Origin of the sequence: Curtobacterium sp. PhB130, assembly GCF_003755165.1 — a bacterium.
Taxonomy (GTDB): Bacteria; Actinomycetota; Actinomycetes; order Actinomycetales; family Microbacteriaceae; genus Curtobacterium.
The window spans coordinates 489,225-516,210 of sequence record NZ_RKII01000007.1 but is presented as its reverse complement, the minus strand read 5'-3'; the positions used below and the strand labels follow the sequence as shown (position 1 = coordinate 516,210).

Here is a 26,986-nt window from a genome sequence, read left to right as displayed (position 1 = left end):
GTATGACGTCTTCTTTCCGCTCCTAGTGACCGTGTCGGAGATCACACGTCGTGGATCGACAGGGCGGCGACGAGGTCCCGTTCCATCGCCGATGAGTTCGGGTGCTGCTGCGCGAGGGTGCGCACCGGCGCATCGCCGAGGCGGCTACCCGCGGCTTCGACCGGCACACCCGGGAAGTACGAGCGGAGGACGTCGAGAACGGCGGCCCAGACGGCGTCGTCCTTCATGGTCTCTTTGACGCTGGAGTCGAGTGTCAGCTCTGCCTTCTCGCCGAACCCTGCCGGCGCCGCGTATCGCCATGAGTGCCGACCAGGAGCGACATCGACGGCGAGCTGTTCTGGATGCAGCGGGGGGATGACGGTGGCGGTGGCTCCATCGGGTACGACAACCTCCAGCACGAGGTCACCGTCGTCGACGTACCAGTGGCTTTCCACCCGCCCGAGCACCGTGTCGTGTTTGGCGTGGGCGGATGTGAGTCCTCCACCCGGCTGCGGGGCCACCGTGAATGTCCGCCAGCCCGGCGCAGTTCGGGTGAGACCGCCGACGACACGGTGAAGCCAGTCGGCGACGGCCCCGAGGGCGTAATGGTTGAGCGAAGTCATGCCAGTGGCGTTGACCGTACCGTCGGCGAGCACAGCGTCCCAGCGTTCCCAGATCGTGGTCGCACCCATGAGGACGGGGTAGAGGAAGGAGGGACTCTTCGTCTGCATCAGCAGGTCGTACGCGACGTCGACGTGTCCGGTGCTGCTGAGCGCGTCCGTAACGAGCGGGGTGCCGGCGAATCCCGTGGCGATCGTGGCGCCCGACTCACTGATGATCGCTGCGAGCCGATCTCCAGCGACGCGCTGCTGGTCGTCGTCAAGCAGTCCGAACATGATGGGAAGGGCGTATCCGGTTGCCGATTCGCTCACCACGCGGCCGACGGGGGTCACGAAGTGACGCCGGAAGGCCGTCCGCACACGTGTATGTAGTTCGTCGAAGTGCTGAGCGTCTGCATGCTCACCGAGAACTGCCGCAGTTTGCGCCATCTCCTTCGTCGTCTTGGCGAGGTACGCCTGGGCGACGAGGTACCGGTCCGTCTTTCCGCCGGCGGGGTTGTCGGACGGAGCGTCGGGGTCGAGCCAGTCACCGAACTGGAATCCGTGGCCCCAGAGCCCGTCGTCGTCGAGTGCTGATTCGACTTCGTCGACGAAGGCCGTCATCGATTCGTAACTGCGTCGGAGGATCTCCGACTCCCCATACTCCTGGTACATGGCCCACGGCAGGCTGACCGCCACGTCACTCCACAGCGCGGTAGCGGTTGACGGTGTCGGGAGGACGTCCGGGATGCTCCACGGGACGGTCCCGGTCTCCTGTTGTTCAACCGCGAGGTCCTTCAGCCAGGAGCCGAGCACCTCGCGGACGTCGTAGAGGAACGTGGCGGTGGGCGTGAATGCGTTCAGATCGCCCGTCCATCCGAGTCGTTCGTCACGCTGCGGGCAGTCCGTCGGTACGCCGACGAAGTTGTCGCGCATCGACCAGACGGTGTTCTCGTGCAGCTTCGTGATGCGGGGGTCTGATGCCTCGAACCAGCCGGTGCGAGTCATGTCCGTGTGCACCACAATGGCGCGCAGATCAGCGACTGTGGGTACCCCGGGCCATCCTGTTACCTCGACGTATCGGAAACCGTGGAAGGTGAAACGTGGCTCCCACGTCTCCGCTGTGCCGCCCCGGAGGATGTACTCGTCGGTCGCGGCCGCGCTGCGAAGGGTCTCGGTTTCAAGGGAGCCGTCTGGCTTCAGCAGTTCGGCGTGACGGAGCGTGACGGTGTCGCCGCTTTGCCCGTTCACCGTCAGTCGCACCCAGCCGGAGATGTTCTGCCCGAAGTCGACGATCCACTGCCCAGCGGACTGCTCGGTCACGGAAACCGGCTCTAGTTCCTCTATGCGCCGGATAGGGGGTGCACCGCCTTCGACGAGCGTCTTGGTGTCCCAGTCGAAGGCTCGCGCGGCGCACCAGTTCGCAGCGTCGAACGCCGCTGTCGACCATCCGATCGGTTCACTGCGCGCGTCGTAGCGTTCGCCAGCGTAGATCCCGCTCGAGTGCACCGCTCCGGTGCTCACGAGGACTTGCTCGTCGCTTCCGATGACGTCGATGTGATCGTCGTACTCGAGTTCGAGGCGCGCCCAGAAGGCAGGCCGGTCCGCGTAGTTGTGTCGCCGGTTCTCCCAGGTGAGAGCACCGACCGCCCACCCTTCACCGACGATCGCGCCGAACGCGTTCTCGCCGTTCGTGAGGAGACCGGTGATGTCGTGGCGTCTTGCGACGAGTCGGTGCCGATACGACGTCCACCCTGGGAAGAGCACTTCATCACCGACGCGGTGTCCGTTGACGTACGTCTCAGCGATGCCCAGCGCAGACACCGTGAGCGTCGCTTGGCGGAGTCCTTCGGCGACCGTGAAGTCACGCCGGAAGTACGGTGCCGGGTCGCCTTCGACGCTTGCAGTGTCGGCGCTGACGAAGACGGGTTCGGTGGACTGTGTCATGGCGTTCCTTCTAGGTTCGCAGAGGAGGAGAACGGTTCCGGCGGACGGTCAGTGCACGGTGAGTTCGACGACTGCGGATGCACAACCGGGTGCAGTGACCGTCACGGTGATGACGCCTGCAGCGGTCGGTCGGACGATTGCGAGGGCGGTTCCGTCGAAGGTGCACCGAGTTGTCTCGGCGAAGAGCGACACCGGTGCCGGATCCCCACTGCCGAACGACTGAAGGGTCCCTGCGCCCTCAACGAGGACAGTCACCTCGCGATCCATCAGCGGTCGAACGACGCCCGCGGTGTCGGTGAGTGAGATGTCGATGTATGCGAGGTCGGTCGTGCCGTTGGTGATCTCCGTCCGGTCCGCCGAAACGGAGAGGATCGTCTCATCGGCGGCGGAGCGGAGCGACGTTCGACCGGTCTCGACACCGCCGGCGTACGCCACGGCGGTCAGTTCACCGGGCTGCCACACCGTCTCGATCGTTGCCCGGAACGCCAACTCGGCTCCGACGGCGGCGCGACCGATGATGTCGCCGTCCAGCAGCAGCTCGACCTCGTCGGCGTCGCTGTAGACCTCGACGGTTACGGGAAGGCCGTCGTAGCCGTCCCAAGCCCAGCTCGACACACTGTCGCTCCACGACCAAGGGGTTCCGAGCACCGTCTGACCGTGACGTGAGGGCCGCTGCACGGCAACGTACGGCTCGCGGCGAAGGCCGAACACGATCTCTCGGTAGTACGAAACGGGCCGACGGCGTCCGATGATGTCGAGGTCGCCGCTGGCGGCGGCGAGCCAGGGCCAAGCCTTCGCTGCGGCAGGACCGGCTGCCTCGTCGTGATAGCTCACGCCGCCGAGGCCCGCTTCGCCGAGGTAGTCCCACCCCACCCACGTGAAGTCGCCGATGACGTGGTCCAGCCGCTTGACGAGGTCCCAGTTCCGGGCGATGTGCGAGGGGAACGTCTCGCTTCCGACGATGACGCGGTGCGGGAAGAGCTCGTGGTCGAGTTCGTACCGCCCGTCGCCGTAGTTCATGCCGGCGACGTCGAGCACGGAGAACGATTCTTCGGTCCGCGCGGTCACGGGCGGCGAGGCCGAGATCTGGTTCATCATGTCGCCGACCTGGCTCATCATCGCATTCACGCCGCCGGCTTGCGGCTCTGCGGATGCCAGCGCCTCCCGCTGCTGCGCCATACCGGCGGTGACCAGGTCGAGGACTGACACGAATCCGTTGATGCCGTTCGTGACGAACCGGTTGGGGTCGAGCGAGCGGAGCTTCTCGGCGAGACGCCTGCTCCAGATGCCGCCACTGATGGAACCCGTTTCTGGGATTTCGTTGCCGATGGAGTACATGATGACGCTCGGGTGGTTGACGTCCTTGGCGACCATTGACTCGACGTCTCGCTCCCACCACTGGGTGAAGTCGGACGCGTAGTCGAAGTCGGACTTGCTCGAGGTCCAGACATCGAACGTCTCGTCCATGACCAGCATGCCCAGCCGGTCGCACGCTTCGAGTAGCGCCGAACTCATGGGATTGTGCGCACTTCGGATCGCGTTGAACCCTGCGTCTTTGAGCAGCTCGATTCGGCGCTCCTCCGCGCGGACGATCGCTGCAGCACCCAGGGGGCCGTTGTCGTGGTGGATGCATGCTCCGCGGAGCAGGACGGCTCGTCCGTTGATCCGAAGTCCGCGTACGGCGTCGAGCTGCAGAGTGCGGATGCCGAAGGTCACCTGTTCGCGGTCGACCTCGTCGTCACCGTCAGTCAGGACGACGGTCGCGCCGTACAGCGTCGGCGAGTCCACATCCCACAGCGATGGGTTCGTCACAGGCAGTCGGAGTCGGACGGTGGAGCGCTCGCCAGGAAGGAGACTGACCGGAGCGCTGCTCATGACGAGGGAAGCGGACGATTCGGCCTGGGTCACCTGCGTGATGTTGGTCGTGAGACGGAGAGTGCGGGTCGTTGTGCCGCCGTTCTCGACCTCCGCAGCAACCTCGACGACCGCCCTGTCCACATCGACGTCCGGGGTGGTGACCTGCACGCCGTCGACTGCGATCCGCGCGGCACTCTTCACGATGAGACGAACGTCGCGGTAGATTCCGGCTCCGGTGTACCAACGGCTGTCCTGGTGAGTGCGGCAGTCGACCTTGATCGTGTTCGTTGTCCCGGCCTCGAGCCACGGGTCGATCCGCACCACGAATCGGGAGTATCCGAACGCGTGTTGGCCGGCGAGTGCACCGTTGACGTAGACCATCGCATCTCGGTGGACACCGTCGAATTCGAGCGCCCAGAGCTGACCACCGAAGTCCGCTGGAACTGAGACCTCGGTGCGGTACTCCCATGCTCCACCCGGGAAGTAGCCAGGCGCGGCGCCGTTCCGGAGATCAGGCGTTCGCGCCGTGGTGATCTGTGCATCGTGCGGCAACGTCACGTCTTCCCAGTCGCCGCCCGCGCCGCCGAGTTCGGCAAACGCGCTGACCTTCGGACGGTAAGACCAACCCTGGTTGAGCAGCTGCACGGTCATTAAGGTCTCCACAACGTCATCGTCTGCGCAGGTATCGCGCGTTACCTAGCCAATCAGCTCGGGTATTGCGTGTCAACCGCCGAGACGGTTCCCCCGCATGCCGATCCCTGGGGGCCACTGATCCAGGACGGACGCGGCCGAGCACCCTCGCCGACGACCCGCCAAGCCCGAGGCTCATTCGGGTCGCCGTTCGGGCGTGTGTAGCGGCATGTCTTCATCGCGACACTCATGGGATGCACACCTCGCGTCCTCCTTTGACTTCCACGAATGAGCGCGCCGGCACTGATGACCGACGAGAACCTGCTCCTCGAAGTTGCGAGCGGCGGCGCCCGGTTCGTTGCGTCGCACCGAAGCACTCGCGGACAACGCGGTGCCGATCGGCATCCTTTTGCACCGGCTGGGAACCTCAACAGCATCCCGCTCGAACCAGATGGCGCGGTTGACGTGGACACGCGACCGCTCTAGCGTCAGTTACGCGCGTTACCAACGAAGGGATGGACACGTGTCCGAGTCGAACAAGCCACTCACTGGCCACACAATGATCGGAGCGTGGCTTGAGCACCCCGCCGGGGGTGCGGTGCTTCGTCAGTTCGGTGAACAGCTCGGCATGCAGGAATCGGCCCTTCGCCTACTCCGCCGTGTGCCACTCGAGACCTTGATCGCTGGGATGGGGGACCGAGGTGAGGGAGTGCTCGATACTTTGACTCGGGAGGCGAACGGGCGGGAAGTGTCTCCGGAAGAAGAAGCCGAAAGTGCGGGCTGGGTGGAGCGCATCTCCGCCGGTCGGTTCGACGGCCGCACCGTCATCGTCACGGGCGCCGCTTCGGGTATCGGCCGTGCCGTCGCGGTGCGTATCGCCCGCGAGGGCGGAACCGTTGTCGCTGTGGACATCGCCGAATCGCGCCTCGCCGACCTGGTGGCAGCGTTCCCGTCCGTGCGGCCCGTCGCAGCGGACATCACCGCCGATGACGGCGTCGCGCGGATCGTTGAGGCTGCCGGAGCCCGTATCGATGGGCTCGCGAACGTCGCGGGCCTCCTCGACGATTTCAGTCCCCTTCACGAGACGGACGACGCGATGCTTCGTCGCGTGTTCGAAGTGAACGTGTTTGGTCTGGTCCGACTGGCTCGAGCGGTCATTCCTGCGATGATCGCCGCTGGCCGCGGATCAATCGTGAACGTAGCGTCCGAGGCTGCCCTGCGCGGCTCCTCTGCGGGGTTGGCGTACACCGCGTCGAAGAGCGCCGTCCTCGGCGTCACGCGCTCGTCTGCGTTCATGTACGAGCCGAACGGGATCCGCGTGAACGCCGTCGCTCCCGGCGGTACCCTCACCGGCATGCGTCCGACAGCGACGAACACCTTCGGTCAAGAGCGATTGAACAGTCACACCGCCGACGTCCCCATCGCCGTTCCGGAGGCGCTTGCAGCATCCATCACGTTCCTGCTGAGCGACGACGGCGTCAACGTCTCGGGCGCCCTTCTGCCGTCTGACGGTGGTGAGTCCGTGTTCTGACGCATGCGGTGAGCGTCGGATCGTTCTCCTCGGGTCAGGTAGTACCACGCACGACGACCCGAAGCGGATTCTCGGCCGGCTTCGGGTCGGTCGTTGTGAGCCCGAGTCCTTGGATGACTCGGCTGATACTTGACCGCGCCGCGCCCTCCAGATCGACGTGCACGGTCGACAGGGGCGGGATGGTCACTGCTGAGAGCGGGGTGTCGTCCATTCCGATCAGCGCGACGTCCTCGGGGATGCGGTACCCGCGTCGCGTTCCCGCGGCGAGCAGAGCAGTTGCGACGTCGTCGTTGTAGCAGGCAATCGCGACACCAGGCGCGGCAAGCGAATCAAGGGCGGCGTCTGCGGAGTCAGCGTTGATCTCGACACTCACGTTCAACGGGTCCGGGAGGCCGGCGGCGCGGCAGGCGTCTCGCACTCCTGCCTCCCGGGCCTGACCGAAGGGGTCGTCACGCGCATCGTGAAGATGAGCGAACGCAAGGCGTTGGTGACCCTTCTCGATGAGGTGCTCAGCCTGCAAGCAGCCGATACTCCTGTTGACGTCGTCATCTGCGGCGCGCGGTCCCGGGTCGACGGCGAGGACCCCGTTCCGTTCGAGTAGCTCTCGCTCGAAGCTGTCGAAGAGCGTGAATGAGATCACGGCACGTGGATGCAGACCGCGGACCATCCGATTGAGTGACTCGGCCGATGCGGTCGGGAATCGCAGCAGGAGCGTCAGGCCACGATCGGCAAGCTCGTCGGTCGCTCGCTCGAACAGGTCCTGCAGGTTGCCGTGGAATGTCGTGTTGGGGATGAGGGCGATGACGATGTCGCTGGAACCAGTCGCGAGGGCCCGTGCCGCGACCGACGGCTGGTACCCGAGGTCGAGAGCGATCCGTTCGACCCGTTCGCGCGTCGCGGGTGAGAAACGTGCACCGCGACCGTTCAGGATTTGGCTGACGGTCGCTCGCGAGACACCAGCGGTACGCGCCACGTCTTCGCTCCTGGTCACCATGCGGTCTCCTCCCGGCCGTGCCCAGCTTAATGGGGCGGTGACGCGCGATACGCGACCGACGAAGATCGTCTAACTACTGGTGGATCCGACGAGTGCTGGATGGAGCACGGTCCTCATTTCCGTCTCACGCCAGCGTCGGAGCAACGAGTGGAACCGCACGGGACCGGGACTGTAGCTCCCGCCGCCGCGGCGGCGAGTCCCCTCGCCGTTGTAGTACCCAGGCGTGCACTCGGCGAGGAACGCCGCATTGTTCGTCTCGACGGCGCTGATTGTCTCGGCCCAAGCATCTTGCGCCTCTTGAGTCGGTTCGACGAAGCGGGCGCCCTCGCTTCTCGCTCGTCCGAGGATGGCGGCGATGTGGGTTGCCTGCTCCTGGAGGACGTGGACGAAGTTCACTGAGTTGGCGTTCTGCAGCGACCCGAGGTGGAAGAGGTTGGGGAAACGATGCGACATGAAGCCGTGGAGCGTCTTCGGCCCCTCCGCCCACGCCTGGAGGAGCTGGTCCCCGCCGCGACCGACTACCGGTAGCGTCCCGGAGACGACTCCGGAGACGCCGGTCTCGAATCCGGTGGCGAAGATGACGCAATCGACTTCCCACTCGTTGTCGCCGACGACGACCGTGTGCTCCGTCATGGCGGTGATGCCGCCGCTGTCGGCCGTGTCGATGAGAGTCACGTTCTGCCGGTTGAAGGTCTGCAGGTACGTGTCGCTGAAGGTGGGCCGCTTGCACATGTACCGGTACCAGGGCTTCAGCTTTGCGGCGGTGCCGGCGTCGTCGATGATCGCGTCGACGCGGGCGCGGATCCGGTCCATCTTCTGCGCGTCTGCAACCTCGACGAGGAGGTCTCGGTCTGGCGTATCGATCGTCTCGTCGCTCTGGCCGGTGAGCATCGTCCGTTGTATGGCAGCGGTGGAGGTCCACCCGTCCTGGACGAGGTCGACGTCTGTCTCCTCGCCGGACACGACCGCGAGGAAGTTCTCCATTCGTTCTTCCTGCCAGCCGGGCGGCAGCGACTGGGTCCAGCCAGGCGGCAGGTCTCGGTTGTCCCGGACATCGACGCTGGACGGGGTGCGCTGGAACACGAAGAGGTGCTCAGCGGAGCGAGCGACCTGAGGAATGACCTGAATCCCGGTGGCGCCGGTGCCGACGACCGCGACCCGCTTGTCACGCAGCCCTCCGAGGTCGCCGTCCTGCGTGCCCCCCGTGTAGCCGTAGTCCCAGCGGCTCGTGTGGAAGGTGTGACCGCGGAACGTCTCGATGCCAGGGATCGCGGGGAGCTTCGGCTGCGAGAGTGTCCCAGACGAGACGACGACGTACCGTGCACGGAAGCTGTCACCACGATCGGTTGCGACCTGCCACTCGGCGTCGTCCTCGTGCCATCGCAGTTCCGTCACGCGGGTGTGGAACAGGACGTCGTCGTACAGGTCGAACTTCCGGGCGATGGCCATCGCGTGCTTTCGGATCTCCTCACCCGGCGCGTAGCGCCTGGAGGGGATGGTGCCGACGTCCTCGAGCAGTGGCATGTAGATCGACGACTCGATGTCGCAGTGGACGCCGGGATATCGGTTCCAGTACCAGGTGCCGCCGAAGTCGCCGCCCTCCTCGGACATGCGAATGGACGTGAAGCCGGCCTGCCGCAACTTCGACGCGGTGAGCAACCCACCGAACCCGCCTCCGACGACGAGCACTTGGACTGCACCGTGTTCCACGGTCCGTTCCTTGCGCGGCGTGTAGGGATCGGTCTCCCAGTATCCGAAGGACCCGCGGGTTCGTCGGTACTGCCGGAGCCCATCTGGCCGGATGCGACGGTCGCGCTCCTGCGCGTACCGCGCGCGGAGCGCAGGCATGTCGTTGGCGGTGGGGTCGGTCATGTTCCTCCAGAACGGGACGATTGGTGACGATGCGTGACCGCCTCGGTCGACGGCCGGTTGGTCGACGGTGAGTTCGCTCGTCAGTCTTCAAGCGCGATCGCGAGAGCCGGGCAGACCGCGACGGCGTCGCGGACTTCCTCGACTTCTTCTCCGGTCACGTCGTCCTTGAGGAGAAAGGCGATACCGTCCTCGTCTCGTTGGTCGAAGACGTTCATGGCAGCCATCACGCACTGACCGCTTGCGACGCACTTGTCTTGGTCGAGGATGACCTTCATCGGGTCTGCTCCTTCTCTTCCTTCTGGGGGTGAGCCGGGCACCAAGTGACCGGGAGTTCGTACACCCCGTAGACGGATCCGTCGTGCTTGAAGGGGATCGCGTCGAGGGTGGTGGCGAGTGTCAGCGTGGGGATACGTCGGAGCAGCGTGGCGTAGGCGACCTGCAGCTCCATTCGTGCCAGCGGTTGGCCGAGGCACTGGTGCACGCCGAACCCGAACGCAACGTGCGTTCTGGGGTTCCGTCCCACGTCGAGCCGGTTTGGGTCGCTGAACACGGCGTCGTCCCGGTTGCCGAGGTCGGTCGCCACGATGATCCCGTCGCCAGCGCGGATGGTGACGCCGTCGATTTCGATGTCCTCGACAGCGACTCGCTTACGCCCGTCGTGCGTGATGGTGAGGTAGCGCAGAAGCTCCTCTACCGCGGACGCCACGAGCGCGGGGTCGGGATCGTCGCGGAGTCGCGCCAACTCGTCAGGGTGTTCGATGAGCGCGAGGGTGCCGAGGGCGATCATGTTCGCCGTTGTCTCGTGACCGGCGATGAGGAGCAGGATGCCCATCTGCACAGCGTCAGCCATCTCCAGCTCGCCGTCGGTGACGCGGCGGCCGAGGTCCGAGAGCAGGTCCTCGCCTGGTTCGGCGATCTTTCGGTGCAGGGGCTGCGCGAGGTAGGCGCCGAGCGATTCGAAGGCGCGACGCTGTTCCTCACGAGCGACACCGCGCTTGATGATGGTTCGACTGTGCTCCTGGAAGTCGTCGTGATCGCCATAGGGCACGCCGAGCAGCTCGCAGATCACCAGCGACGGGAGCGGAAGCGCAAATTCTTCGACGAGGTCGACTGGTCCGGTGTGGGAGAGCATCGAGTCGATCAGGTCGTCTGCGATCCGTTGCACTGCCGGTCGCATGACCTCGATGCGCTTCACCGCGAACGGCGCCGTCACCATCCGGCGCAATCGCGCGTGGTCGGGATCGTCCATGAGGATGAAGCTCAGACCGGAACCGCCGCCGTCGACAGGAGCCGGGGATGGGTAGCCGGGTCGGCTGATGTCCGCGCTGATGCGGGCATCAGCAAGGATCGTCCGCGCTTCAGCATGTCGAGTCACGTACCACGGCGTGGAACCGTCCCAGAGGCGAACCCTTCGAATCGGTCCCTGCTGCTGTTCATGGGTTGCCGTTGGAGATGGGTCGAACGGACATGCGCTCGCTCGCCGCATGGGGAATGCTGGCGGTTCAGCCTGCTGCGTCGATGCAATGACATCAGTCATCGGGTTTCCTTCCTCTCGGTGTTCAGATGACAGCGGCTTGACCGGCGAAGCGGTCAGTGAGCAGCGCGCTCGCGAGGCGTGCCTGCTTCGGCATCCCCCACCCCAGGACACCGACGGGTTGACCGGCCCGTGTGGCGAGCGCGACAAACCGACCTTCCTCGATCGATCCCTCGATGACTGCGCTGTCATCTGCGTCACCGGGGAAGCCGTACGCCTGGATCTTGGTCCCGTACTGATCAGACCAGAAGTACGGAACTGGCACGTAGGGTGCTGCCGCGTCCGCGTCCAGGATGTTTCGGGTCACTGCCGCCGCTTGTTCCGTTGCGTTGGTACGGTTCTCGAGTCGAAGGTCCCTGCCGAGGCCTTCGTGACGCCAGCGTGCGACATCACCAACTGCCCAGATCCCGGGTGCAGCGCGACAAAGACCATCACACAGGACGCCGTCAGACACATCGAGGCCGCTGTCGCTGAGCCACTCCGTGTTCGGTGTCGACCCGATCGTCACGATCACTCGACCAGCCTGAAGCTGTGTGCCGTCGTCGAGTACGGCGCCGGCCACGCTGCTGCGATCCTGCAGGAGTGATCTGACGCGGGACTCACCACGCAGGACGACGCCCGCGTCTTCATGGCGGCTGCTGAGCAGGGCGGAACCGACGGAGCCGAGCTGGGCGAGCATCGGAGTCGGCTCCGGGCCGACAAGTGTGGTTGCGGACCCAGAAGCGACTGTCGCCGCGGCGATCTCGCTGCCGAGGACCCCGTTCCCGACGACGAGTGTGGGCACCTTCGATCGGAGCGACTCGCGGAGTTCGCGCGCGTCATCGAGCGAGCGAAGGACATGGACGCCGAGGAGGTCGTGCTGGAGAGGAAGCTGACGAGCACGGACACCGGTCGCGATGACGATGTTGTCGGCAGCGATGGCCTCGTTGCCCACCGATACTGTTCGGCGCGCCACGTCAAGTCCGCTGGCGGAGTGCCCGAGACGGAAGACCGCGCCGAGGCCATCCAGCGACCGTTGCGGCCGGAGCATCACCTGCTCGAGGTCCCAGTGGCCGCTCAGGTACTGCTTCGACAGCGGCGGGCGGTCGTATGGGGTGTGCTGTTCGTTGTCGAGCAACGTCAGCGGGCCGCTGTGCCCTCGCCGTCGTAGACCTTCCGCAACAGCGATCCCCGCGGCGGACGCACCGACGATGAGCACGCTGCTGTCGATTGCAGATGTCGTCATGTATGCCTCCGCACGGAAGCCGAATCTGCGAGTCAGAGACGCTCCGTCAGGGGGTAGTCAACTCCGACGAGCAAGATTTTCAAACACGTGATTTAGATTCTCACCGCTTTCTCACCCGTCCGTGCCCCACGGTCCCCTCAACGGAGGACCCACGGCCCAGGTCACGGCAGACGGTCAGTCGTGGGCAGATCGACGAGCCACAGCGCGGAGATCGCGTTGGTGAGTGCTGCTGCGACATCGGACCAGTCGGACCAGATCCTGGGCCCTCCGCGCTCAAGGGACCGTTCGTGCTCCGCGATCATCTGCGTCAACAAGATCCGGCCCATGGCATTGCGTTCCGCCCGCACCTGCCGAGGGAGGTCGGGTAGGCAGCTCCTGATGCCTTCAGCGATGCGAAGGAGGCTCGGAGTCTCGCGCGCCTCGTCCATCGCGATGTCTGCCCACGCCGGGTCGGTGGCGACCTGTGCGCTGAACCGGCCGTACCAGGTAGGTGACCCGAGTGCTGCGAGATGTGTCGTTGTTGCTCGCACGAAGCATCCGATCCAGTCACGAACGTCGGTAGACCCGTCGATGCGCTCAAGTTCCAGGAGGCGCAGCTCGTTGATGCGCCGCTGGTGTCGTCCGAGGATGGCGCGGATGAGTTCATGCTTGCTGCCGAAGTGGTAGCTGACGACTGCGGTGTTTCCTTGGCCCGCAGCCTCTCCGATCTGCCTGTTCGAGATGTGTGCGATGCCGTACTCCGCGTAGAGACGCTCGGCGGCCGTCAGGATCAGTTCTCGCGTTGCTGTGACGCGCTTGCTCCGAGCGCCTTCTTCACCGGTGGTCATCGCGATTCCTCTCCGCGATGAGATCGTAGCGACTGCGCTCGTTGGGCTGTGCCCGAATGGGACCTGCCGGTCAATCGCAGGCAGACGACAGCGGGGGTACCGACGAAAGACTCGTCGATACCCCCGCTGGCGGGAATGTCAGGAGGCCTTGATCGCCTCTCGCTGCGGCTCAGTGTTGGCAGCCGTTTCGTCCTCGGTCAGGCTGTGACCCTCGGTGTCGAGATTCGGCACGATTCGCTCCAGCCACTTCGGCATCCACCATGCGGCGCGTCCGGCCAACGCCAGGAGCGCCGGCATCAGGACCATGCGGACGATGAACGCATCCGCTAGAACGCCGATCAGGAGTCCGAACGCGGTCTCCGACGCGAACGTCATCTCGCTCGACGCGAAGCCGCCGAACACGAAGGCCATGATCAGGGCTGCGGCGACGATCACCGGGCCGGACTTGCTGAAGCCCGCGAGGATGGCTTCCTTGGGCCGGAGCCCGGAGACGTACTCTTCGCGGATCCTGGAGACGAGGAAGACCTGGTAGTCCATGGCGAGTCCGAAGAGGACGCCGACGAGGATGATGGGGAGAATGCTGCCGAGGGGGTCGCCCTGGGGTGCGGCGATGATGAAGTCCAGCCACTTCCACTGGAACACCGCAGTGAGTGCACCGAGTGCGGCACCCAACGACAGCAGGTAGCCGAGGGTCGCGAACAGCGGTACGAGGAGTGACCGGAACATCACGACCAGCAGCAGGAACGACAAGACGACGATCACGACGACGTACTGGATCAGTGCCTTGTTCATCTGTGCGGTCGTGTCGAGACCGATTGCAGTTTCGCCGGTCACTTCGAGGTGCACACCACCGACAGAATCGGCTTGGTCGCGGATGTCGTGGACAAGGTCCTTCGTGCCGTCGTCGATCGGGCTGCCGTTCGGGATGACGGTGAACAGGGCCGTGTCACCGGAGGTGTCGATCTGGGCAGGGGTGACCATCCGAACGTGAGCGAGGTCATCGAGCGCGTTCTGCACGTCAGGAGCCTTGTCCTGAACGTCGTTGCCTTCGGCGAGGACGAGGAGCGGTGACTGCGTGCCACCGAACTTGTCCACGATGAGGTTGTACGCGTGGCGCTGTGTGGAGTCCGGGTTCGAGCCGCCCGGGATGTTTGCGGCGGTCTTCATGCTGAACAGCGGGATCGCAACGATGGCGAGAACTGCAACGCCTCCGATGAGCATGAGCAGGGGGTGCCGGGTGTTCGCCGTTCCCCAGCTGCGCAGGAACGAACGCTTCTTCGGGGCGACGTCGATCGTTCCGCCGGCGCGGAGCGTTTCGCGGTCCTTCTTCGGCAGGGCGCGAAGGCCGAGGCTCCGCAGGATGACGGGCAAGAGGGTGAGGGCTGCGAGCACGGCGATCGCGATTGCGAAGGCTCCTGCGAAGCCCATGTCCTCGATGGTGCTGATCCGAGTGACGACCAAGCCGACGAGCGCGATGATCACGGTGAGGCCAGCGAAGACGACGGCTGTGCCGGCCGTGCCCGTGGCGTGAGCGACGGCGTCCTCGACCTTGCGCCCGGCACGAAGCTCAGCGCGGAAACGTGTGAGGATGAAGAGCGAGTAATCGATGCCGACCGCGAGGCCGAGCATGCCTGGCAAACTGATCACGGTGGTGTCGAGAGGGTGAATTGCCGACCATGCGAGCACGCCGAGGATGCCTGCTCCGACGCCGCTGAGGGCGACAAGCATGTTGGCGCCGGCGGTGATGAGCGATCCGAAGGTCAGGAAGAGGATCAGGAACGCAACCAGGAGGCCGACGATCTCCCCGGCTCCGCCGATCGGGTAGCTGTCCTCGGCGATCTGCCCGCCAACTTCGATGCGAAGATCTGCGTCGTGCGAGTGAACGAAGGAGAGGACCTTGTCATAGGTCTTCTCAGCGTTGCTGTCCGTGATGCCGCTGAACGTCAGCGTGGACACGGCGGTGGTCTGGTCCTTCGACACGTAGGGCTGCTGCTCGTCGAACGGGGAGGTCACAGACTCCACGTGCGGGAGGTCCCCCGCGGCGTCCACGATGCGAGTGACTCGGGACACGGAATCGGCGTCCGTGATGTTGGCGCCGTTGCGGCCTTCCATCACCAGCTGCAGGGTCTTTGCCTCCGAGCCGGAGGATTTCATGCCGGGGAACTTGTCTTGGAGTGTGTCCAGCGCCTTGGACGCGGGGGTGTCAGGGGCAGTGGTCTTTCCGCCGCCGAGGTCAGCTGATGTGGCGGTGATTCCGGTGAAGACGGCGATGATCAGCAGCCAAGCTGCGATCACGATCAAGCGGTGTCTGGCGCTGAATCGCCCGACAGCGGCGAGGAACTTCGGCATGAGTGCTCCTGAAGAATGAGGTGCCGCCCTGGAGGAACTCGGGCCGGCAGTTGATGTCTCAATCCTCGGGTGACGCAGTCGTCGGGGCGTCGTCTGTGCGAAGCGCCGTTTCTACTTCGTCTGCAGTAGATGACGCTCCGATGTCCGGAGGGTCAGACGAGTCCAGCGCGGTAGGCGAAGGCGACGAGCTGAGCGCGGTCGCGCGCTGCGACCTTCGCCATCGCGCGGGTGGCGTGAGTCTTGATGGTGAAGGGTGAGACGAACATCGCTGCGGCGATCTGCTCGTTGTCATTGCCCGCGGCGACGGCGATCACGACGTCGAGTTCGCGGGGCGTCAACGCTGCGAACCGCTGCGCGAGTTCGGCGTCGACTGGTCGTCGGGGACCAGTTTGGACGTGTTCCACGACCGCGCTCGACGCAGCTGGGGAGAGCACTGCATCACCCTGCACCGTTTGCCGGAGTCGCTCGAGGAGCGCGGCTGGTCCGACGCCTTTGCCCAGGAACCCGTTGGCACCGGCCTGGAGTGCGTCGAGAACCACGGCGTCCTCCTCGAAGGTGGTTAGGACGATGATTGGGAGTTGCTGCGCTGATCGTGTCGCTCGCACCCGTCGGGTTGTCTCGACTCCGTCGATCCCAGGCATCCGAACGTCCATCACGATCAGGTCTACGGACTCGTGGTCGAGAACCCGTAGGGCCTCGAATCCATCGGATGCTTCGGCCACGACAGCGAAGTCCGGGCTGGAATCGATGATGGCTCGGAGACCGAGACGGATCATCTCCTGGTCGTCGACGAGTAGTACGCGACAGATCATGCTTGCTCCTCGGGGATGGTCACGAACACGGCGAATACGTCATCTTCGACATCAATCCGAACGGTGCCCCCAACAGATTTGACGCGCTCCTGCATGCCCATGATGCCGAACCCAGTTCCATGAACATTCGATGCGTCCGGGCGGGTTGGGTTCGTCACCTCCACGTGCAGCGCACCGGCCGCAGCGTGGAGCGTGAGTGCTGCCTCGCCGGCGCCGTATCGATGAGCGTTCGTGAGCGCCTCTTGCACGACTCGGTAGACGGTCACGCCCACCGCGTCCGAGGTTTTCGGCAAGGGCGTTGGGATCTGTGCGTCGACGTTGAGACCGATCTCGGAGAACGATCGAACAAGCGCGGCCATGTCCTGGAGGGTCGGCAGCGGGCTCGATGCCGCGGCTGCGTGCTCGTCTGCGCGGAGAACCCGCAGGGTGTGCTGGGTTTCTGCGAGGATGCGTTGCGTGGCGGTCTGTGCGGCCTCGACGGATGCGGCAGTCCGTGAGTCAGTCGCTAGCCCGGATACGGCAATCGCCCCGAGATGCATGTTCACGACTGCGGTCTGATGTCCGATGATGTCGTGGAGATCACGAGCGATACGGATGCGCTCCTCAGCGACTCGGCGAGTTGCCTCAATGTCTCGGGTGACGATCGCGTCCTCGGCACGTGCTCGCAGCGCCTCCCAGGACCTGTACTGCTGGAACAACGCCGATCCGATGGCACCTGCCGCGACGACGCTCAGAACTCCCGCAGCTCCGTCCCACTGGACAACCCGACCGTGGTCGAGGTAGCCGCTTGCGGCGACGATCCCCGCAACCACTCCCGCAGACAGCAACGTCGATCGGAACGCCGGGGTGCCGGTAGCCGTGATGGCGAACAACGTGAATGCCACCACCGTGAACTCAGCGAGGGCGTCACGGTGCCCCAGTGTTGCCAGTGCGGTCCCCAGGAGGACTGCCCCGATCCCGACGTAAGGTCGCCGACGTGCCGCTACGGCACCTACCGCGCAGACCACGGCTCCCATGTATCCGAGGAACGACCCCCCGAGAATGATCGCGGTGGCGATCTCGACCAGCATCGCCGTGACGCTGATGTACGGCATGGAGCGAGGTACCGCGCGCTGCGCACGCAGCCATCGGGGCGACTCGATCTCAGGTCGCTGAGGTTCGTCGTTCACGGTCTGATTGTGCCTGGACAAGATCGGCGCGCGGCCTACAGACGTCACATGCCTCGGATGTTCGGGCGACGTCGCCCTCTGAGCCCTATTCACCGCCGCGCGCCGGACCGTTCACCGATCGCCAACGGCGGCCTCGCGTTCGTCGGAGACCGGAGTGGCTGAGGTGGTGTCGCGCGCCGTGGTTTCTCGCTCTGACGCTCGGCGCTCCGCGGGTTCCGCGCGTTCCTCGGGCCTCGAGTACTCGAGCATCACGGCGGTCATGTCGATCGGAACGGTGTCCTGCAAGAAGAGATCGTCCGGGCGGACGGTCTGTCGCATCAGTACGGATTCCGCATCGGAGCGGCCGAAGCTCATCGTCATCGCGAGATCACCGTCACAGCGAGCTTCTCGACACCCATGGCGACGAGCACAACCATGAATCCGGCAAACCGGACCACCTCGGAGACGGTCATGAGTGTCCCCCAGGCGACCAGCTTGGGAACTCGGGCAGTGCGCGCCACGGCACCCTCAGCGGGACGGATGCGTTGCGCAGTTGGCGCTGCGGCGGACTGAATCACGGTCATGATGACTCCTTTGCGCAGGGGCTCGCCCTGATGAGTTCATCCTCAGTGCCGGCGGACGATCCGTCGTCGTTCAGCAAGACTCGATCGCCTACTCCAGATGGAGTAGACGCCGTAGTGTGATCGTCTTCGGTATCCGAGGCCGCGCCACCTTCCTCGGTGTCCGAGAGTGAGACGTTCAAGGCGGCGCCGAAGGGTCCGTACTCCGGATGGACCACACGGATGGAGTGCTGCGGGAGTACGCGGCTCATCCATGCGCCTGTGAAAGTAGTCGACAAATGATTCGACGGGTGAGCAACGTTGTGGCGCAAGACATGAGTACCGGGATCCTCCGCGATCAAAGCCGGTCTGGATCGTGTTCGACAGCAGCTGGACTCCAGTCCAGACGAACTCGCCGACCAGCTTCTTGCGCTTGGCCCGCTCATCACCGAATTGGGTCGCGGACGATTTGCTCGATGTGTGGGTGACAATCCCAGAAGGAGTCGACGGCGTCGTCCGCCTGCCTGGCACCGCCGATCAACGGATCGGCTCCGGAACCAGCCGCATCGGTGCTGCGGCACGTCGGATGGTCGCGGACCACCTTCGAACGACAGCCAATCCGCAGCCGGGGGTGGATGTGGATCGCGATCGTGGTCGTGCTGCTGTTCAACGTGCTGCGGCTCGCGACCGTCGACTACTCCGCCGCAGGGTTCGACTGGGTCGCTGCGTGGTTACTGGCCGGACTCGTCATCGGCTTCTCCGAAGAACTCCTCGCCCGCGGCTACGTCGTCCGGATCATGCGGTCCTCGGGGCATTCTGAGGTTGCTGTCGGCCGGGTCTCGGCGGCGCTGTTCGCCCTCCTGCACGGGAGCAACCTCTTCACGAGTCAGCCGCTCGGACCCACGCTGCTGCAGATGGTCTACACGTCCTTCTTCGGCTTCTGCATGTACCTCGCGTCGCGGGTGACCCGCATGATCGTCGCGCCGATCCTGCTGCACGCCCGACCGACCCCAGCATCTTCATGCAGGGCACCCACCCGGCGACCGGCGGCATCACCGCCCTCGCCCAGCTCGGCAACATCGCCCTGGTCCTCGTCGGAGCCGTTCTCCTCATCGTCTTCCTCATCACGGAACGACGCGCACTGCACCACGACCGGAGCGTGATGTCGGAGTCCGTCAAAGTCTCCTGACCGGGCGCGCACAGGGCGACGGTTCAGCGCAATACTCCGCCGCAAATCGATGGATCTCGCGTCTGTTCAATGCTCAGTTCCGGGCATCTTCGTGCGGTAGTCGGGCCAGTTTCGCCAGATCGGGTTCATGAAACGCGGCACGAATTGTCCTGTGGCGTCGTCCGTGAGCGGCCCCCAGACGATCCCGTCCTTGGTTCTGCCAAACGGTTGAATCAAGACTCGAGATCGGCCATCGTTTGCGAGCCCGATCACGATCAGTGCTTCTTCCCTCCCTGCCGCAACAGAGACCGTGAAGTACTCATCGTTGCTGTCAAGTAACTCTTCGGGCGGTACACCCAGAAGACTGCCTCTCGGCACTCCAAGCCAGGTCTCAGAGGAATACACCGCGCCGGTGAAGGGCCAGACACCGACCATGTCCACGCTCGCAGCGATCTTCAGTTCGCGAGGCTCATCGTCGTCGAACCAGACACCCAGCAGTCTCACTTCTTCTTCGCGGCTCAACACCAGCATTGGACCGCTGTACCCGTCCGCCAGCAAGAACTGCTTGGAGTACTCCAGGCGCTCCGGTGCGTGCTCAATCGGGTCGGAGGAGTGCTTCTCGGGCAGGGGACCGTAACGCTCCAAGCCGACCTGCATGAGGTCTTCATCCTTCTCGATCGTTCCGTAGCGGAACCCCATGCGTTCGCCCGTCGCGAGGTCATACAAGCCGTCGGGAACAGGAGCACCGGGTCCCACGCACCGCAGCTCAGGCTCGATCAAAGCGGTCACGCAGTCACGCGGGAAGTGCTCGATACCACAAGGCTCAACAGCACCGCTGGCCTTGTGCGCGAGGCTGACCACGTTGGCAACTCCGCGGTACATCTCACTCAACGCGGCGACGAGTTCGTAGTCAGGCAGCTGATCGTCGACCCAGCGCCTCTGTACGCGGATCACACCCTTCCGGGTGCCGGAAGCCTCACGCGCCTGGTGGAACACGGCCAAGATGTCGTCAGGTGTGTACTCCGGTGGCACGACCAAGACGTCTTCTGCCACGCTGAGCCGCTCGCCGTACAGCGTGATGCGGGCCTCACTCAGCGTCTTCAGGTCTTCTTCCTTGACGACTCGGTTCCGAGCGGTGACGCCCCAACTGAGGATCGAGTTCTCTCTGGACTTCGACTGCCAGGATCCCTACCACTGGTCGAAGTCGGGCCACTTTGCCTTGCGCTTCTGAAGGAGGAACGTCACTCCCCTCGAATTCTGGATAGCTGAATTCAGGAAGCGCCTGAACTCGTTGGGCTCCATGTATGCCTCGATGGCGCGATGCACGTCTTCGTGAAGGTCCTGGAGTCGCCGATGCGCGTCGATACACGGGCAGGCGGGAGCTGTTGCGGGCACGTCGAGACCGTAGTCGGCCTCCCTACCGAGCCGCGAGCGCGTTGCCCACTTCGAGGAGAGCAACCTCTCCTGGAGGCATAACCAGGTCGGCCACTACTTCGTGTTCGCGGCCGCCGCGGCGCTGCCCGCCGGGATCGAGGTCGCCGTCAGCGCCGACGCGGGCGAGGCGGACCTGTCCCACGCGTCCGTCGCCGCCACGATCGCGGTGCCGGTCGCGCTGTTCGTCGCGTCGATCTGGGCGCTCGCGCTCCGGCCGTCGCTGTCGGTCCGCTCGAACGTCGTGGTCGTGGTGCTGATGCTCGCGATCCTCGCGAGCATCGCGGTGCCGGAGCTCTCACTCGTGGCGACCGCCCTGTTGGTCGCGGCGATCGTCGTGGTCCTGGAGGTCGCGGCCCTGCGGCCCACCCGCTGACGGACGGGAGGCTCGTGGCGGCGCCGCCACGGGCCTCCCGTCCGGCGTCGTGGCCGCCGGTCAGCGCTCCCGACGCGCGTCTTGCGCTCGTGGGGCGCGTCCTGCGCTCCCGACGTGCGTCCTGCGCTCCCGACGCGGAACGACAACCTCGCTGTCGTACGACAGCGACCTCGTCGTCACCGCGCGCCTGCAACTGTTGCGGACGCGCGATGGCGACGATCTCGTTGTCGTACGACGACGGCTCTGTCGCTCCTTCGCGGCGCAACGACCTCGGCGCCGACGCGGAACGACCCGGTCCCGACGCGGAACGACGACCGGCGGAACCGGGGAGCCGCGGTCAGCCGACGCGCGCGATGCGGACGTCGACGCGCGCCAGCGTCAGGCCGTGCTCCGCACTCTGGGCGAGCACCGCGTGGTGCACCGCCCGCGCGACCTGCGGAGCCGGCAACACGCCGTCGGTCCCGATGACGACGCGGAGGACGTCGCCGTCGAGGACGACTCGCGCCGCTTCCGTGGCGTGCCGGACCGCCGCGACGGTGCTCTGCAGTGTCGGACGGGCCCGGTAGACCTCGGCGACGCCGGGGACCGCGAGGACGGCCGCCTCGACCGCGACGAGTGCTGGTACCTGCTCGACGTCGCTCATGCGCCCGCCTCCCCGGTGGTGTCGGTGCTGTCGGTGCTGTCGGTCGGTGCCGGGTGCCCGACGATGAGGTCGCGAACCAGCACGTCGATCGCCTCGACGACCAGGTCCGTCTGCTCCCGGAGCGCCGAGTCGACCGCGGCCCGCACCAGGTCGGCGGTGGCCGGGATGGAGGGGCCCGCGACGATCGCGACCTCGACCGTGACCCGGACCGGCGCCGCGAGCTCGGTCACGTCACCGTCGATCGAGCACCGTGCGACGACGATCCCCGGGACAGCGTCCCCGGCGCGGCGGACCAGGGAGCGGATCGCGCCCTCGGTCATCACCGGGTGCTCGGTGGCGGCCTCCGCACGCAGCGGGACGTCGCGGCCGGAGCGTGCCTCCAGCGAGATGTTCGCCAGGACGCCGCCGATCCACGAGTCGTCGGCGGGCGCTTCGTCGCGGGCGGCCGCCTCGAGCGAGCCGAGCGACGCCTGCCGGAGCCGGATGATCGCGGCGAGGGCGTTCTGGCAGGCGGGCGAGCCGTCGATGCTCGGGTCCACCGGCTGCATCCCGGCGTCCAGGTAGTCGGCGAGCTCGTCGATCGTGTGGCCGTCGAGGTCTTCGGGTTCGAGTGCCGAGAGGACCACGTTCTCGGGTGCGTCGGTCATCGCCATCCCTCCATCAGTCGGATCATGTTCTTCCTGGCGCGGGAGAGCAGTCCGCGGACGGTCGAGAGTGGCACACCGAGCTCCTCGGCGATCTCCTCGTAGCGGTACTCCAGCACTTCCTTCATGAGCCAGCACCGCCGTTGCGCCTCGGGCAGGGCCGCGAGCGCGACCTCGACCGCCTGTTCACGGTCGTGTGCCTCGGCGACGCGCTCGGGCGCGCCGTCGTCGGGCGCCGCGACCTCGAGCTCGGTGACGTCGTCGTGGTCACGGCGGGCACGGATCCGGTCGAGGCACTTCCGGCTGAGGATCCGCATCAGCCACGCCTTGACGTGCGCACGGTCCTCGAGCGAATCGAGGCGGTTCCAGGCCGTGATGAAGGTCTCCTGGACGACGTCGTCGAGTTCGTCGGTCGAGCCGAGGGTCCGCCGAGCGTAGGCACGGAGCAGCGGGGTGTGCCGACGGATCAGGATCTCGAAGGCACGGACGTCGCCGTCGGCGGACCGACCGGCGAGGACGCCGTCGTCGAGTTCCGCCAGTGGCGTCCGGTTCGGTGGGTGTTGCACGGTTTCCTTCTACTGGTCGCAGTTGCGGGATCGCTGGTGTTCCCGTCCTCGCATCTGGGACGGTCCCCGGACGGCATTCGTCACGCCGGTCCACGAAGTGCCAGGTTCCGCTCGGGGTCCCGGATGCGGCAGGCTGGGCGCATGTCGCTCGTCACCGCCGTCTGCCGCGTCGACCGCCTGCTCCCCGACTCGGGCACGATCGGGATCACCGCGATCGACAAGCGCCCCGTCGACGGCCCCGTCCGGGTACGGCCGCTCGGGCTCTACGCGGACGTCCAGGCGGACCGCAAGCACCACGGCGGCGAGGACCAGGCCGTCTACGCGTACGCCGACGAGGACGCCGCGTACTTCGCCGAGGTGCTCGACCGCCCGGTCCCCGCCGGGCTCTTCGGCGAGAACCTCCGGACCACCGGGATCGACGTCACCGGAGCCGTCACCGGGGAGCGCTGGCGGGTCGGGGCGACCCTCGAACTCGAGGTCACCATCCCCCGGATCCCCTGCGGGACCTTCGCCCGCCGGATCGGCGTCGACAAGTGGGTCAAGCGGTTCACCGAGGAAGGACGTCCCGGTGCGTACTTCCGCGTGCTGAAGTCCGGGCCCGTCGCAGCGGGCGACCCGATCGAGGTGCTGTCCCGACCGGAGCACGGCGTGACGATCGGGGACGTGTTCGCCGGACTCACGCCGGCGCAGGCGCAGGCCGTGCTGGACGCGTCGGCGCCGGGCGCCGGGGGCCGTCCGCTCGCGCCGAAGGTGCTCCGCGAGGTCACGAAGGTCCTGGCACGCGTCGACGCGTGAGTCCAGGGGCGCGTCGGCGTCGACGCGTGAGTCCAGGGGCGCGTCAGCGTCGGCGCGTGAGTCCCCGGCTGCGTCAGCGCACGACGCGGAAGCGGGCGACCTCGACCAGGTCGTCGTCCCCGAGCGACGGGTAGTGCGCCAGGAGTCCGGCGCGCAGGTCCGCGACGCTGCCGGCGTGCTCGTCGCGGGCGTCGTCGGCATCGATCTCGTCGACGCGCTTCCGGACGACGGACTCGACCACCGCGCCGGTCGTCGTGAACTCCTCGGCGTGCTCGTCCTCGAACACGAAGGTGGTCGGACCGGTGCCCTGCGGGTCGTCGTGGCGGATCGTCGCGGTCTTCCGGCCGGCCAGCACGTCGTTGCGGTAACGGCCGTTGAACCGGACGATCCTCGGGGCGGGACGGTCCGGCCAGGCGTAGGCGTGCGGCAGGAGCGTCCGGACCGGGACGCCCACCGGCTCGCCGTCGCCTTCCCCGCCCGCGTCGGCGCCGGGCACCAGGACCAGCACGTGCGGGTGCAGGTCGAGCAGCACCTGTCGGCAACGCCCACACGGGGCGAGCACCCCGCGGTCACCGTCCCCGACCGCCACGATCGCCATCACCGGGTCGTCCGAGACCGCCGCGGCCGCGCCGAGCACCGCGAGTTCCGCGCACGGGCCACCCGTGAAGTGGAAGACGTTCGCCGCGGTGTGGACGCGTCCGGACAGGTCGATCGCCGCCGCGGCGACGGTGTGGGTGCCGCCGTGCGTCCCGTCCCCGGGGAGTCGGGCAGCGGCAGCCGTCGCCGCGTCGAGGATCATCCTGTCGGTGCGCCAGAGCATGCCCCCACCCTGCCAGGAGTTCCGGCCCGCGTCAGCGCTCGTCGCGTCAGCGCTCGTCGCGTCGCCGCTGCGGGTCGATCGGCCGCTTCGCCCGGGGCAGCCCAGCGACCACGAGCTCGTACGCGTTCGCGACGAGGTCCTCCACGAGGGTCTCGTCGATCCCCGCACCCGGTGACAGCGTGATCCAGTGCCGCTTGTTCATGTGCCACCCCGGCGTGATCTCCTCGTGGTCACGCACCAGCGCCGCGCCGTGGGGTGGCGCGCACTTGAGGTTCACGATCGGCACCCCGCGGAGCTCCGAGGTCATCACGAACATCTTCCCGACGACCTTGTAGACGAGGGCGCCCTCCCCGAACGGCTCTGTCGCTTCGGTCGCCGGCAGCGCGAGCGCCGTGCGGGCCGCGACCTCGTGCAGTGCTTCGCCGTCCATGTCCCCAGCATGCCGCAGGCTCCCCTGGACTGGGGAGGGCACCCGGAACCGAGGGATCGTTACGATCGGCTCTGCCGCGTACCCGACGCGGCAGTGACCACCCGTGGGGGAACCATGCGCATCATCCGGACCATCGGCATCGCGGCGACCGCGATCGTCCTCGCCACCACCGTCTCCGTCGGCACCGCGGTCTCCGCCGAGGCCGCGACGACCACCTACAAGAACTGCGATGCCGTGCACAAGGTGTACTCCGGCGGGATCGCGAAGAAGGCCACGAAGGACAACACCGTCCGTTCCGGCGGCAAGGTCACCCACCGTGCGTTCAAGGGCACCGTGAAGAAGGACGACGCGCTCTACAAGGCGAACAAGAAGCTCGACGCGGACGCCGACGGGATCGCCTGCGAGAAGAGCTGACGCGCGCCGCGCGCAGCCGCCGCCGTTCTACCGAGACGCCGCTGATCTGCCGAGACGCCGCCACTTTCCGCGGCGTCTCGAGCGGACGGCGGCGTTTCGCGCGCCCGGAGACGCGCCACCCGCGCCCGCGCCGCGCGCCGCGCGCCGCGCGCCCCGCGCCCCGCGTCAGAGCGTCGGCACGCCCTCGCCGCCGGACCGCGGCCGCGCCGTCCCGGCGACGCCGGTCACGACCGACCCCGCCGGGACGTCCTTCGTGACGACCGTGTTCGCCCCGACGACCGAGTCGTCCCCGACGGTGATCGCACCGATGAGCGACGACCCCGCGCCGAGCACCACTCGGTCCCCCACGGTCGGGTGCCGCTTGGCGCCCGGCCCGTGGGCACCGCCGCGCCCGCCGAGGGTCACCCCGTGGAACACCAGCACGTCGTCGCCGACCACGGCGGTCTCGCCGATGACGACCCCCATGCCGTGGTCGATGAAGAACCGCCGGCCGATGCGGGCGCCGGGGTGGATCTCGATGCCGGTCAGCGCCCTTGCGGTCTGCGCCACGACCCGGGCGGCGAACCGGGACCCGGGCAGGTCACGTGCGATCCAGAGCCGGTGCGCGATCCGGTACGCCCAGATGGCGTGCAGCCCGGAGTAGACGACGGCGTTCTCGAGGTCTCCGCGGGCAGCGGGGTCTCCACGGCGCGCTGCAGCGAGGTCCTCCCGGACGGTCCGCAGCACGCCTCGTCGGCGACGGGTCACGCAGTGAGTCCCTCGAACAGCACGGTGGACAGGTAGCGCTCACCGGTGTCGCACACGATCGCGACGACGCGCTTGCCGGCGTTCTCGGGCCGCGCGGCGATCTCGAGCGCCGCGTGGATGATCGCGCCGGAGGAGATCCCCGCGAGGATGCCCTCGTCCGTCGCGAGCGCCCGGGCCACGCGCAGTGCGTCGTCGAGTTCGACGTCGAAGACCTCGTCGATCACGGACTGGTCGAGCACCTCGGGGATGAAGTTCGCACCGATGCCGGCGATCTTGTGCGGGCCGGCCTTGCCCTCGGTGAGCAGGGGCGAGTCCTTCGGCTCCACCGCGACGATCTGCACGCCGGGCACACGCTCCTTCAGGACCTGGCCCACGCCCGTGATCGTGCCACCCGTGCCGACGCCCGCGACGAACACGTCGACGTGGCCTTCGGTGTCGCGGAGGATCTCCTGCGCCGTCGTCTTCCGGTGGATCGCCGCGTTCGCAGCGGTCTCGAACTGGTGGGCGAGGATCGCCCCGGGCGTCTCGTCGACGATGGACGCTGCCTTCGACACGGCGCCCTTCATCCCCTCGGCGCCGGGCGTCAGGACGATCTCCGCCCCGTAGGCGCGCATCACGGCGCGGCGCTCGACACTCATGGTCTCGGGCATCGTGATGACGACCTTGTACCCGCGGGCAGCACCGACGAGGGCGAGTGCGATGCCCGTGTTGCCGGACGAGCCCTCGACGATGGTGCCGCCGGGCTTCAGCTCGCCGGACTCCTCTGCCGCGTCGATGATCGCGACGCCGAGCCGGTCCTTCACACTCGCACCCGGGTTGTAGAACTCGAGCTTCGCGAGCACCTCTGCGCCGCCGTCGGCGGGCAGCCGGTTCAGCCGCACCAGCGGGGTGTTGCCGAACGCCTGCGAGATGTTGTCGTAGATGGTGCCGGTCATCGGTTCCGTCCTCACTCGGGTCACGTCCGCGACCCTGTCTGGAGGCGCGGTGTGCGCCCGATCCTAGCCACCGGAACCGACCCGGCCCTGTCCATGACGTGCCCCGCGTCGGCGACGCGGGTCGGGCCTCCAGGCCGCTGGTACCAGCCAGCG

25 protein-coding genes and 1 pseudogene are annotated in these 26,986 nt (G+C 66.7%); 5 read left to right on the top strand and 21 right to left on the bottom strand.

All coding sequences use genetic code 11. The features are described 5' to 3' along the window. Positions 1 to 41: 41 nt before the first annotated feature. Both EDF24_RS08240 and EDF24_RS08235 read right to left on the bottom strand, forming a co-directional pair. Positions 42 to 2,525 carry an alpha-L-rhamnosidase gene (locus EDF24_RS08240; RefSeq protein WP_123702177.1) on the bottom strand — a complete coding sequence of 828 codons (2,484 nt, stop codon included), beginning with the start codon at positions 2,523 to 2,525 and terminating at the stop codon, positions 42 to 44. Positions 2,526 to 2,573: 48 nt separating this feature from the next. Beyond that, positions 2,574 to 5,033 (bottom strand): glycoside hydrolase family 2 TIM barrel-domain containing protein, encoded by a 2,460-nt coding sequence (locus tag EDF24_RS08235; RefSeq protein WP_123702175.1) that lies wholly within the window; start codon positions 5,031 to 5,033, stop codon positions 2,574 to 2,576. 502 nt (positions 5,034 to 5,535) lie between these two features. Between EDF24_RS08235 and EDF24_RS08230 the strand changes: the two genes are divergently transcribed. Continuing rightward, on the top strand, positions 5,536 to 6,543 hold the full coding sequence (locus EDF24_RS08230; RefSeq protein ID WP_260233388.1) for an SDR family NAD(P)-dependent oxidoreductase: 1,008 nt from the start codon (positions 5,536 to 5,538) through the stop codon (positions 6,541 to 6,543). A 34-nt stretch (positions 6,544 to 6,577) separates the two neighbouring features. Here the strand turns inward: EDF24_RS08230 and EDF24_RS08225 are convergent, their stop codons facing one another. The 11 genes from EDF24_RS08225 to EDF24_RS08175 all read right to left on the bottom strand — a co-directional run bounded on the left by EDF24_RS08225 (position 6,578) and on the right by EDF24_RS08175 (position 17,888). After that, a complete protein-coding gene (locus EDF24_RS08225; protein WP_123702171.1) occupies positions 6,578 to 7,537 on the bottom strand; it encodes a LacI family DNA-binding transcriptional regulator in 960 nt (319 codons plus the stop codon). A gap of 69 nt (positions 7,538 to 7,606) precedes the next feature. Further along, the gene (locus tag EDF24_RS08220; protein ID WP_123702169.1) at positions 7,607 to 9,409 is read right to left on the bottom strand and encodes an NAD(P)/FAD-dependent oxidoreductase; all 1,803 of its coding nucleotides are present in this window, start codon (positions 9,407 to 9,409) and stop codon (positions 7,607 to 7,609) included. Positions 9,410 to 9,489: 80 nt separating this feature from the next. Next, positions 9,490 to 9,684, bottom strand: coding sequence for a ferredoxin (locus EDF24_RS08215; protein ID WP_123293772.1), 195 nt, complete (start codon positions 9,682 to 9,684; stop codon positions 9,490 to 9,492). Continuing rightward, positions 9,681 to 10,946: a cytochrome P450 gene (locus EDF24_RS08210; RefSeq protein ID WP_123702167.1), complete on the bottom strand. Its 1,266-nt coding sequence runs from the start codon at positions 10,944 to 10,946 to the stop codon at positions 9,681 to 9,683. Before EDF24_RS08210 ends, EDF24_RS08215 begins: the two co-directional genes overlap by 4 nt. Positions 10,947 to 10,968: 22 nt before the next feature. Next, complete coding sequence (locus EDF24_RS08205) at positions 10,969 to 12,168, bottom strand: NAD(P)/FAD-dependent oxidoreductase (RefSeq protein WP_123702165.1); 1,200 nt, start codon at positions 12,166 to 12,168, stop codon at positions 10,969 to 10,971. A gap of 161 nt (positions 12,169 to 12,329) precedes the next feature. Beyond that, a complete protein-coding gene (locus tag EDF24_RS08200) occupies positions 12,330 to 12,995 on the bottom strand; it encodes a TetR/AcrR family transcriptional regulator (RefSeq protein WP_123702163.1) in 666 nt (221 codons plus the stop codon). A 138-nt stretch (positions 12,996 to 13,133) separates the two neighbouring features. Further along, on the bottom strand, positions 13,134 to 15,344 hold the full coding sequence (locus EDF24_RS08195; RefSeq protein WP_123340196.1) for an MMPL family transporter: 2,211 nt from the start codon (positions 15,342 to 15,344) through the stop codon (positions 13,134 to 13,136). Positions 15,345 to 15,496: 152 nt separating this feature from the next. Further along, complete coding sequence (locus tag EDF24_RS08190; RefSeq protein ID WP_221181361.1) at positions 15,497 to 16,156, bottom strand: response regulator transcription factor; 660 nt, start codon at positions 16,154 to 16,156, stop codon at positions 15,497 to 15,499. After that, complete coding sequence (locus EDF24_RS08185; protein WP_148070855.1) at positions 16,153 to 17,325, bottom strand: sensor histidine kinase; 1,173 nt, start codon at positions 17,323 to 17,325, stop codon at positions 16,153 to 16,155. Before EDF24_RS08185 ends, EDF24_RS08190 begins: the two co-directional genes overlap by 4 nt. A gap of 111 nt (positions 17,326 to 17,436) precedes the next feature. Further along, a complete protein-coding gene (locus EDF24_RS08180; RefSeq protein ID WP_123702159.1) occupies positions 17,437 to 17,685 on the bottom strand; it encodes a hypothetical protein in 249 nt (82 codons plus the stop codon). Next, complete coding sequence (locus EDF24_RS08175; RefSeq protein WP_123702157.1) at positions 17,682 to 17,888, bottom strand: hypothetical protein; 207 nt, start codon at positions 17,886 to 17,888, stop codon at positions 17,682 to 17,684. Before EDF24_RS08175 ends, EDF24_RS08180 begins: the two co-directional genes overlap by 4 nt. Positions 17,889 to 18,499: 611 nt before the next feature. Between EDF24_RS08175 and EDF24_RS08170 the strand changes: the two genes are divergently transcribed. Next, positions 18,500 to 19,027 (top strand): CPBP family intramembrane glutamic endopeptidase, encoded by a 528-nt coding sequence (locus EDF24_RS08170; protein ID WP_123702155.1) that lies wholly within the window; start codon positions 18,500 to 18,502, stop codon positions 19,025 to 19,027. 92 nt (positions 19,028 to 19,119) lie between these two features. Here EDF24_RS08170 and EDF24_RS08165 read toward each other — a convergent pair whose 3' ends face one another. After that, the gene (locus EDF24_RS08165) at positions 19,120 to 20,085 is read right to left on the bottom strand and encodes a hypothetical protein (protein WP_132047946.1); all 966 of its coding nucleotides are present in this window, start codon (positions 20,083 to 20,085) and stop codon (positions 19,120 to 19,122) included. 436 nt (positions 20,086 to 20,521) lie between these two features. Between EDF24_RS08165 and EDF24_RS08155 the strand changes: the two are divergent. Continuing rightward, positions 20,522 to 20,839: pseudogene (locus tag EDF24_RS08155) on the top strand (low temperature requirement protein A); the annotation flags it as partial. A gap of 337 nt (positions 20,840 to 21,176) precedes the next feature. Here EDF24_RS08155 and EDF24_RS08150 read toward each other — a convergent pair. Genes EDF24_RS08150 through EDF24_RS08140 form a run of 3 tightly spaced genes read right to left on the bottom strand, consistent with a single transcriptional unit; the run spans position 21,177 to position 22,692 of the window. Beyond that, positions 21,177 to 21,482, bottom strand: a complete 306-nt coding sequence (locus tag EDF24_RS08150) for a hypothetical protein (protein ID WP_123702147.1) — start codon at positions 21,480 to 21,482, stop codon at positions 21,177 to 21,179. After that, positions 21,479 to 22,129, bottom strand: a complete 651-nt coding sequence (locus EDF24_RS08145) for an Asp23/Gls24 family envelope stress response protein (RefSeq protein ID WP_132047950.1) — start codon at positions 22,127 to 22,129, stop codon at positions 21,479 to 21,481. Before EDF24_RS08145 ends, EDF24_RS08150 begins: the two co-directional genes overlap by 4 nt. Then, the gene (locus EDF24_RS08140) at positions 22,126 to 22,692 is read right to left on the bottom strand and encodes an RNA polymerase sigma factor (protein ID WP_123655588.1); all 567 of its coding nucleotides are present in this window, start codon (positions 22,690 to 22,692) and stop codon (positions 22,126 to 22,128) included. Before EDF24_RS08140 ends, EDF24_RS08145 begins: the two co-directional genes overlap by 4 nt. 141 nt (positions 22,693 to 22,833) lie before the next feature. Here EDF24_RS08140 and EDF24_RS08135 point away from each other — a divergent pair, with 141 nt between their 5' ends. Further along, complete coding sequence (locus EDF24_RS08135; RefSeq protein ID WP_123655589.1) at positions 22,834 to 23,487, top strand: MOSC domain-containing protein; 654 nt, start codon at positions 22,834 to 22,836, stop codon at positions 23,485 to 23,487. Positions 23,488 to 23,560: 73 nt separating this feature from the next. Here EDF24_RS08135 and EDF24_RS08130 read toward each other — a convergent pair whose 3' ends face one another. Beyond that, entirely contained in the window at positions 23,561 to 24,307 is a 747-nt protein-coding gene (locus EDF24_RS08130) for an ASCH domain-containing protein (protein ID WP_207909578.1), read from the bottom strand. Between the two features lie 46 nt (positions 24,308 to 24,353). Continuing rightward, entirely contained in the window at positions 24,354 to 24,737 is a 384-nt protein-coding gene (locus EDF24_RS08125) for an MmcQ/YjbR family DNA-binding protein (RefSeq protein WP_123702143.1), read from the bottom strand. A 114-nt stretch (positions 24,738 to 24,851) separates the two neighbouring features. Here EDF24_RS08125 and EDF24_RS08120 point away from each other — a divergent pair, with 114 nt between their 5' ends. Continuing rightward, on the top strand, positions 24,852 to 25,151 hold the full coding sequence (locus tag EDF24_RS08120) for an excalibur calcium-binding domain-containing protein (protein WP_123655591.1): 300 nt from the start codon (positions 24,852 to 24,854) through the stop codon (positions 25,149 to 25,151). A gap of 165 nt (positions 25,152 to 25,316) precedes the next feature. Here EDF24_RS08120 and epsC read toward each other — a convergent pair whose 3' ends face one another. Continuing rightward, a complete protein-coding gene (epsC, locus tag EDF24_RS08115; RefSeq protein ID WP_243698248.1) occupies positions 25,317 to 25,898 on the bottom strand; it encodes a serine O-acetyltransferase EpsC in 582 nt (193 codons plus the stop codon). Further along, on the bottom strand, positions 25,895 to 26,833 hold the full coding sequence (cysK, locus tag EDF24_RS08110) for a cysteine synthase A (RefSeq protein WP_123702141.1): 939 nt from the start codon (positions 26,831 to 26,833) through the stop codon (positions 25,895 to 25,897). Before cysK ends, epsC begins: the two co-directional genes overlap by 4 nt. Between the last annotated feature and the right edge of the window lie 153 nt (positions 26,834 to 26,986).

What these genes read in the sequence shown, in the direction of transcription:
- EDF24_RS08240 (WP_123702177.1), bottom strand. Translation starts at nt 2,525, where the DNA reads ATGACACAGTCCACCGAACCCGTCTTCGTCAGCGCCGACACTGCAAGC.
- EDF24_RS08235 (WP_123702175.1), bottom strand. Translation starts at nt 5,033, where the DNA reads ATGACCGTGCAGCTGCTCAACCAGGGTTGGTCTTACCGTCCGAAGGTC.
- EDF24_RS08225 (WP_123702171.1), bottom strand. Translation starts at nt 7,537, where the DNA reads ATGGTGACCAGGAGCGAAGACGTGGCGCGTACCGCTGGTGTCTCGCGA.
- EDF24_RS08220 (WP_123702169.1), bottom strand. Translation starts at nt 9,409, where the DNA reads ATGACCGACCCCACCGCCAACGACATGCCTGCGCTCCGCGCGCGGTAC.
- EDF24_RS08215 (WP_123293772.1), bottom strand. Translation starts at nt 9,684, where the DNA reads ATGAAGGTCATCCTCGACCAAGACAAGTGCGTCGCAAGCGGTCAGTGC.
- EDF24_RS08210 (WP_123702167.1), bottom strand. Translation starts at nt 10,946, where the DNA reads ATGACTGATGTCATTGCATCGACGCAGCAGGCTGAACCGCCAGCATTC.
- EDF24_RS08205 (WP_123702165.1), bottom strand. Translation starts at nt 12,168, where the DNA reads ATGACGACATCTGCAATCGACAGCAGCGTGCTCATCGTCGGTGCGTCC.
- EDF24_RS08200 (WP_123702163.1), bottom strand. Translation starts at nt 12,995, where the DNA reads ATGACCACCGGTGAAGAAGGCGCTCGGAGCAAGCGCGTCACAGCAACG.
- EDF24_RS08195 (WP_123340196.1), bottom strand. Translation starts at nt 15,344, where the DNA reads ATGCCGAAGTTCCTCGCCGCTGTCGGGCGATTCAGCGCCAGACACCGC.
- EDF24_RS08190 (WP_221181361.1), bottom strand. Translation starts at nt 16,156, where the DNA reads ATGATCTGTCGCGTACTACTCGTCGACGACCAGGAGATGATCCGTCTC.
- EDF24_RS08180 (WP_123702159.1), bottom strand. Translation starts at nt 17,685, where the DNA reads ATGACGATGAGCTTCGGCCGCTCCGATGCGGAATCCGTACTGATGCGA.
- EDF24_RS08175 (WP_123702157.1), bottom strand. Translation starts at nt 17,888, where the DNA reads ATGACCGTGATTCAGTCCGCCGCAGCGCCAACTGCGCAACGCATCCGT.
- EDF24_RS08170 (WP_123702155.1), top strand. Translation starts at nt 18,500, where the DNA reads ATGTGGATCGCGATCGTGGTCGTGCTGCTGTTCAACGTGCTGCGGCTC.
- EDF24_RS08150 (WP_123702147.1), bottom strand. Translation starts at nt 21,482, where the DNA reads ATGAGCGACGTCGAGCAGGTACCAGCACTCGTCGCGGTCGAGGCGGCC.
- EDF24_RS08145 (WP_132047950.1), bottom strand. Translation starts at nt 22,129, where the DNA reads ATGACCGACGCACCCGAGAACGTGGTCCTCTCGGCACTCGAACCCGAA.
- EDF24_RS08135 (WP_123655589.1), top strand. Translation starts at nt 22,834, where the DNA reads ATGTCGCTCGTCACCGCCGTCTGCCGCGTCGACCGCCTGCTCCCCGAC.
- EDF24_RS08130 (WP_207909578.1), bottom strand. Translation starts at nt 24,307, where the DNA reads ATGCTCTGGCGCACCGACAGGATGATCCTCGACGCGGCGACGGCTGCC.
- EDF24_RS08125 (WP_123702143.1), bottom strand. Translation starts at nt 24,737, where the DNA reads ATGGACGGCGAAGCACTGCACGAGGTCGCGGCCCGCACGGCGCTCGCG.
- EDF24_RS08120 (WP_123655591.1), top strand. Translation starts at nt 24,852, where the DNA reads ATGCGCATCATCCGGACCATCGGCATCGCGGCGACCGCGATCGTCCTC.
- cysK (WP_123702141.1), bottom strand. Translation starts at nt 26,833, where the DNA reads ATGACCGGCACCATCTACGACAACATCTCGCAGGCGTTCGGCAACACC.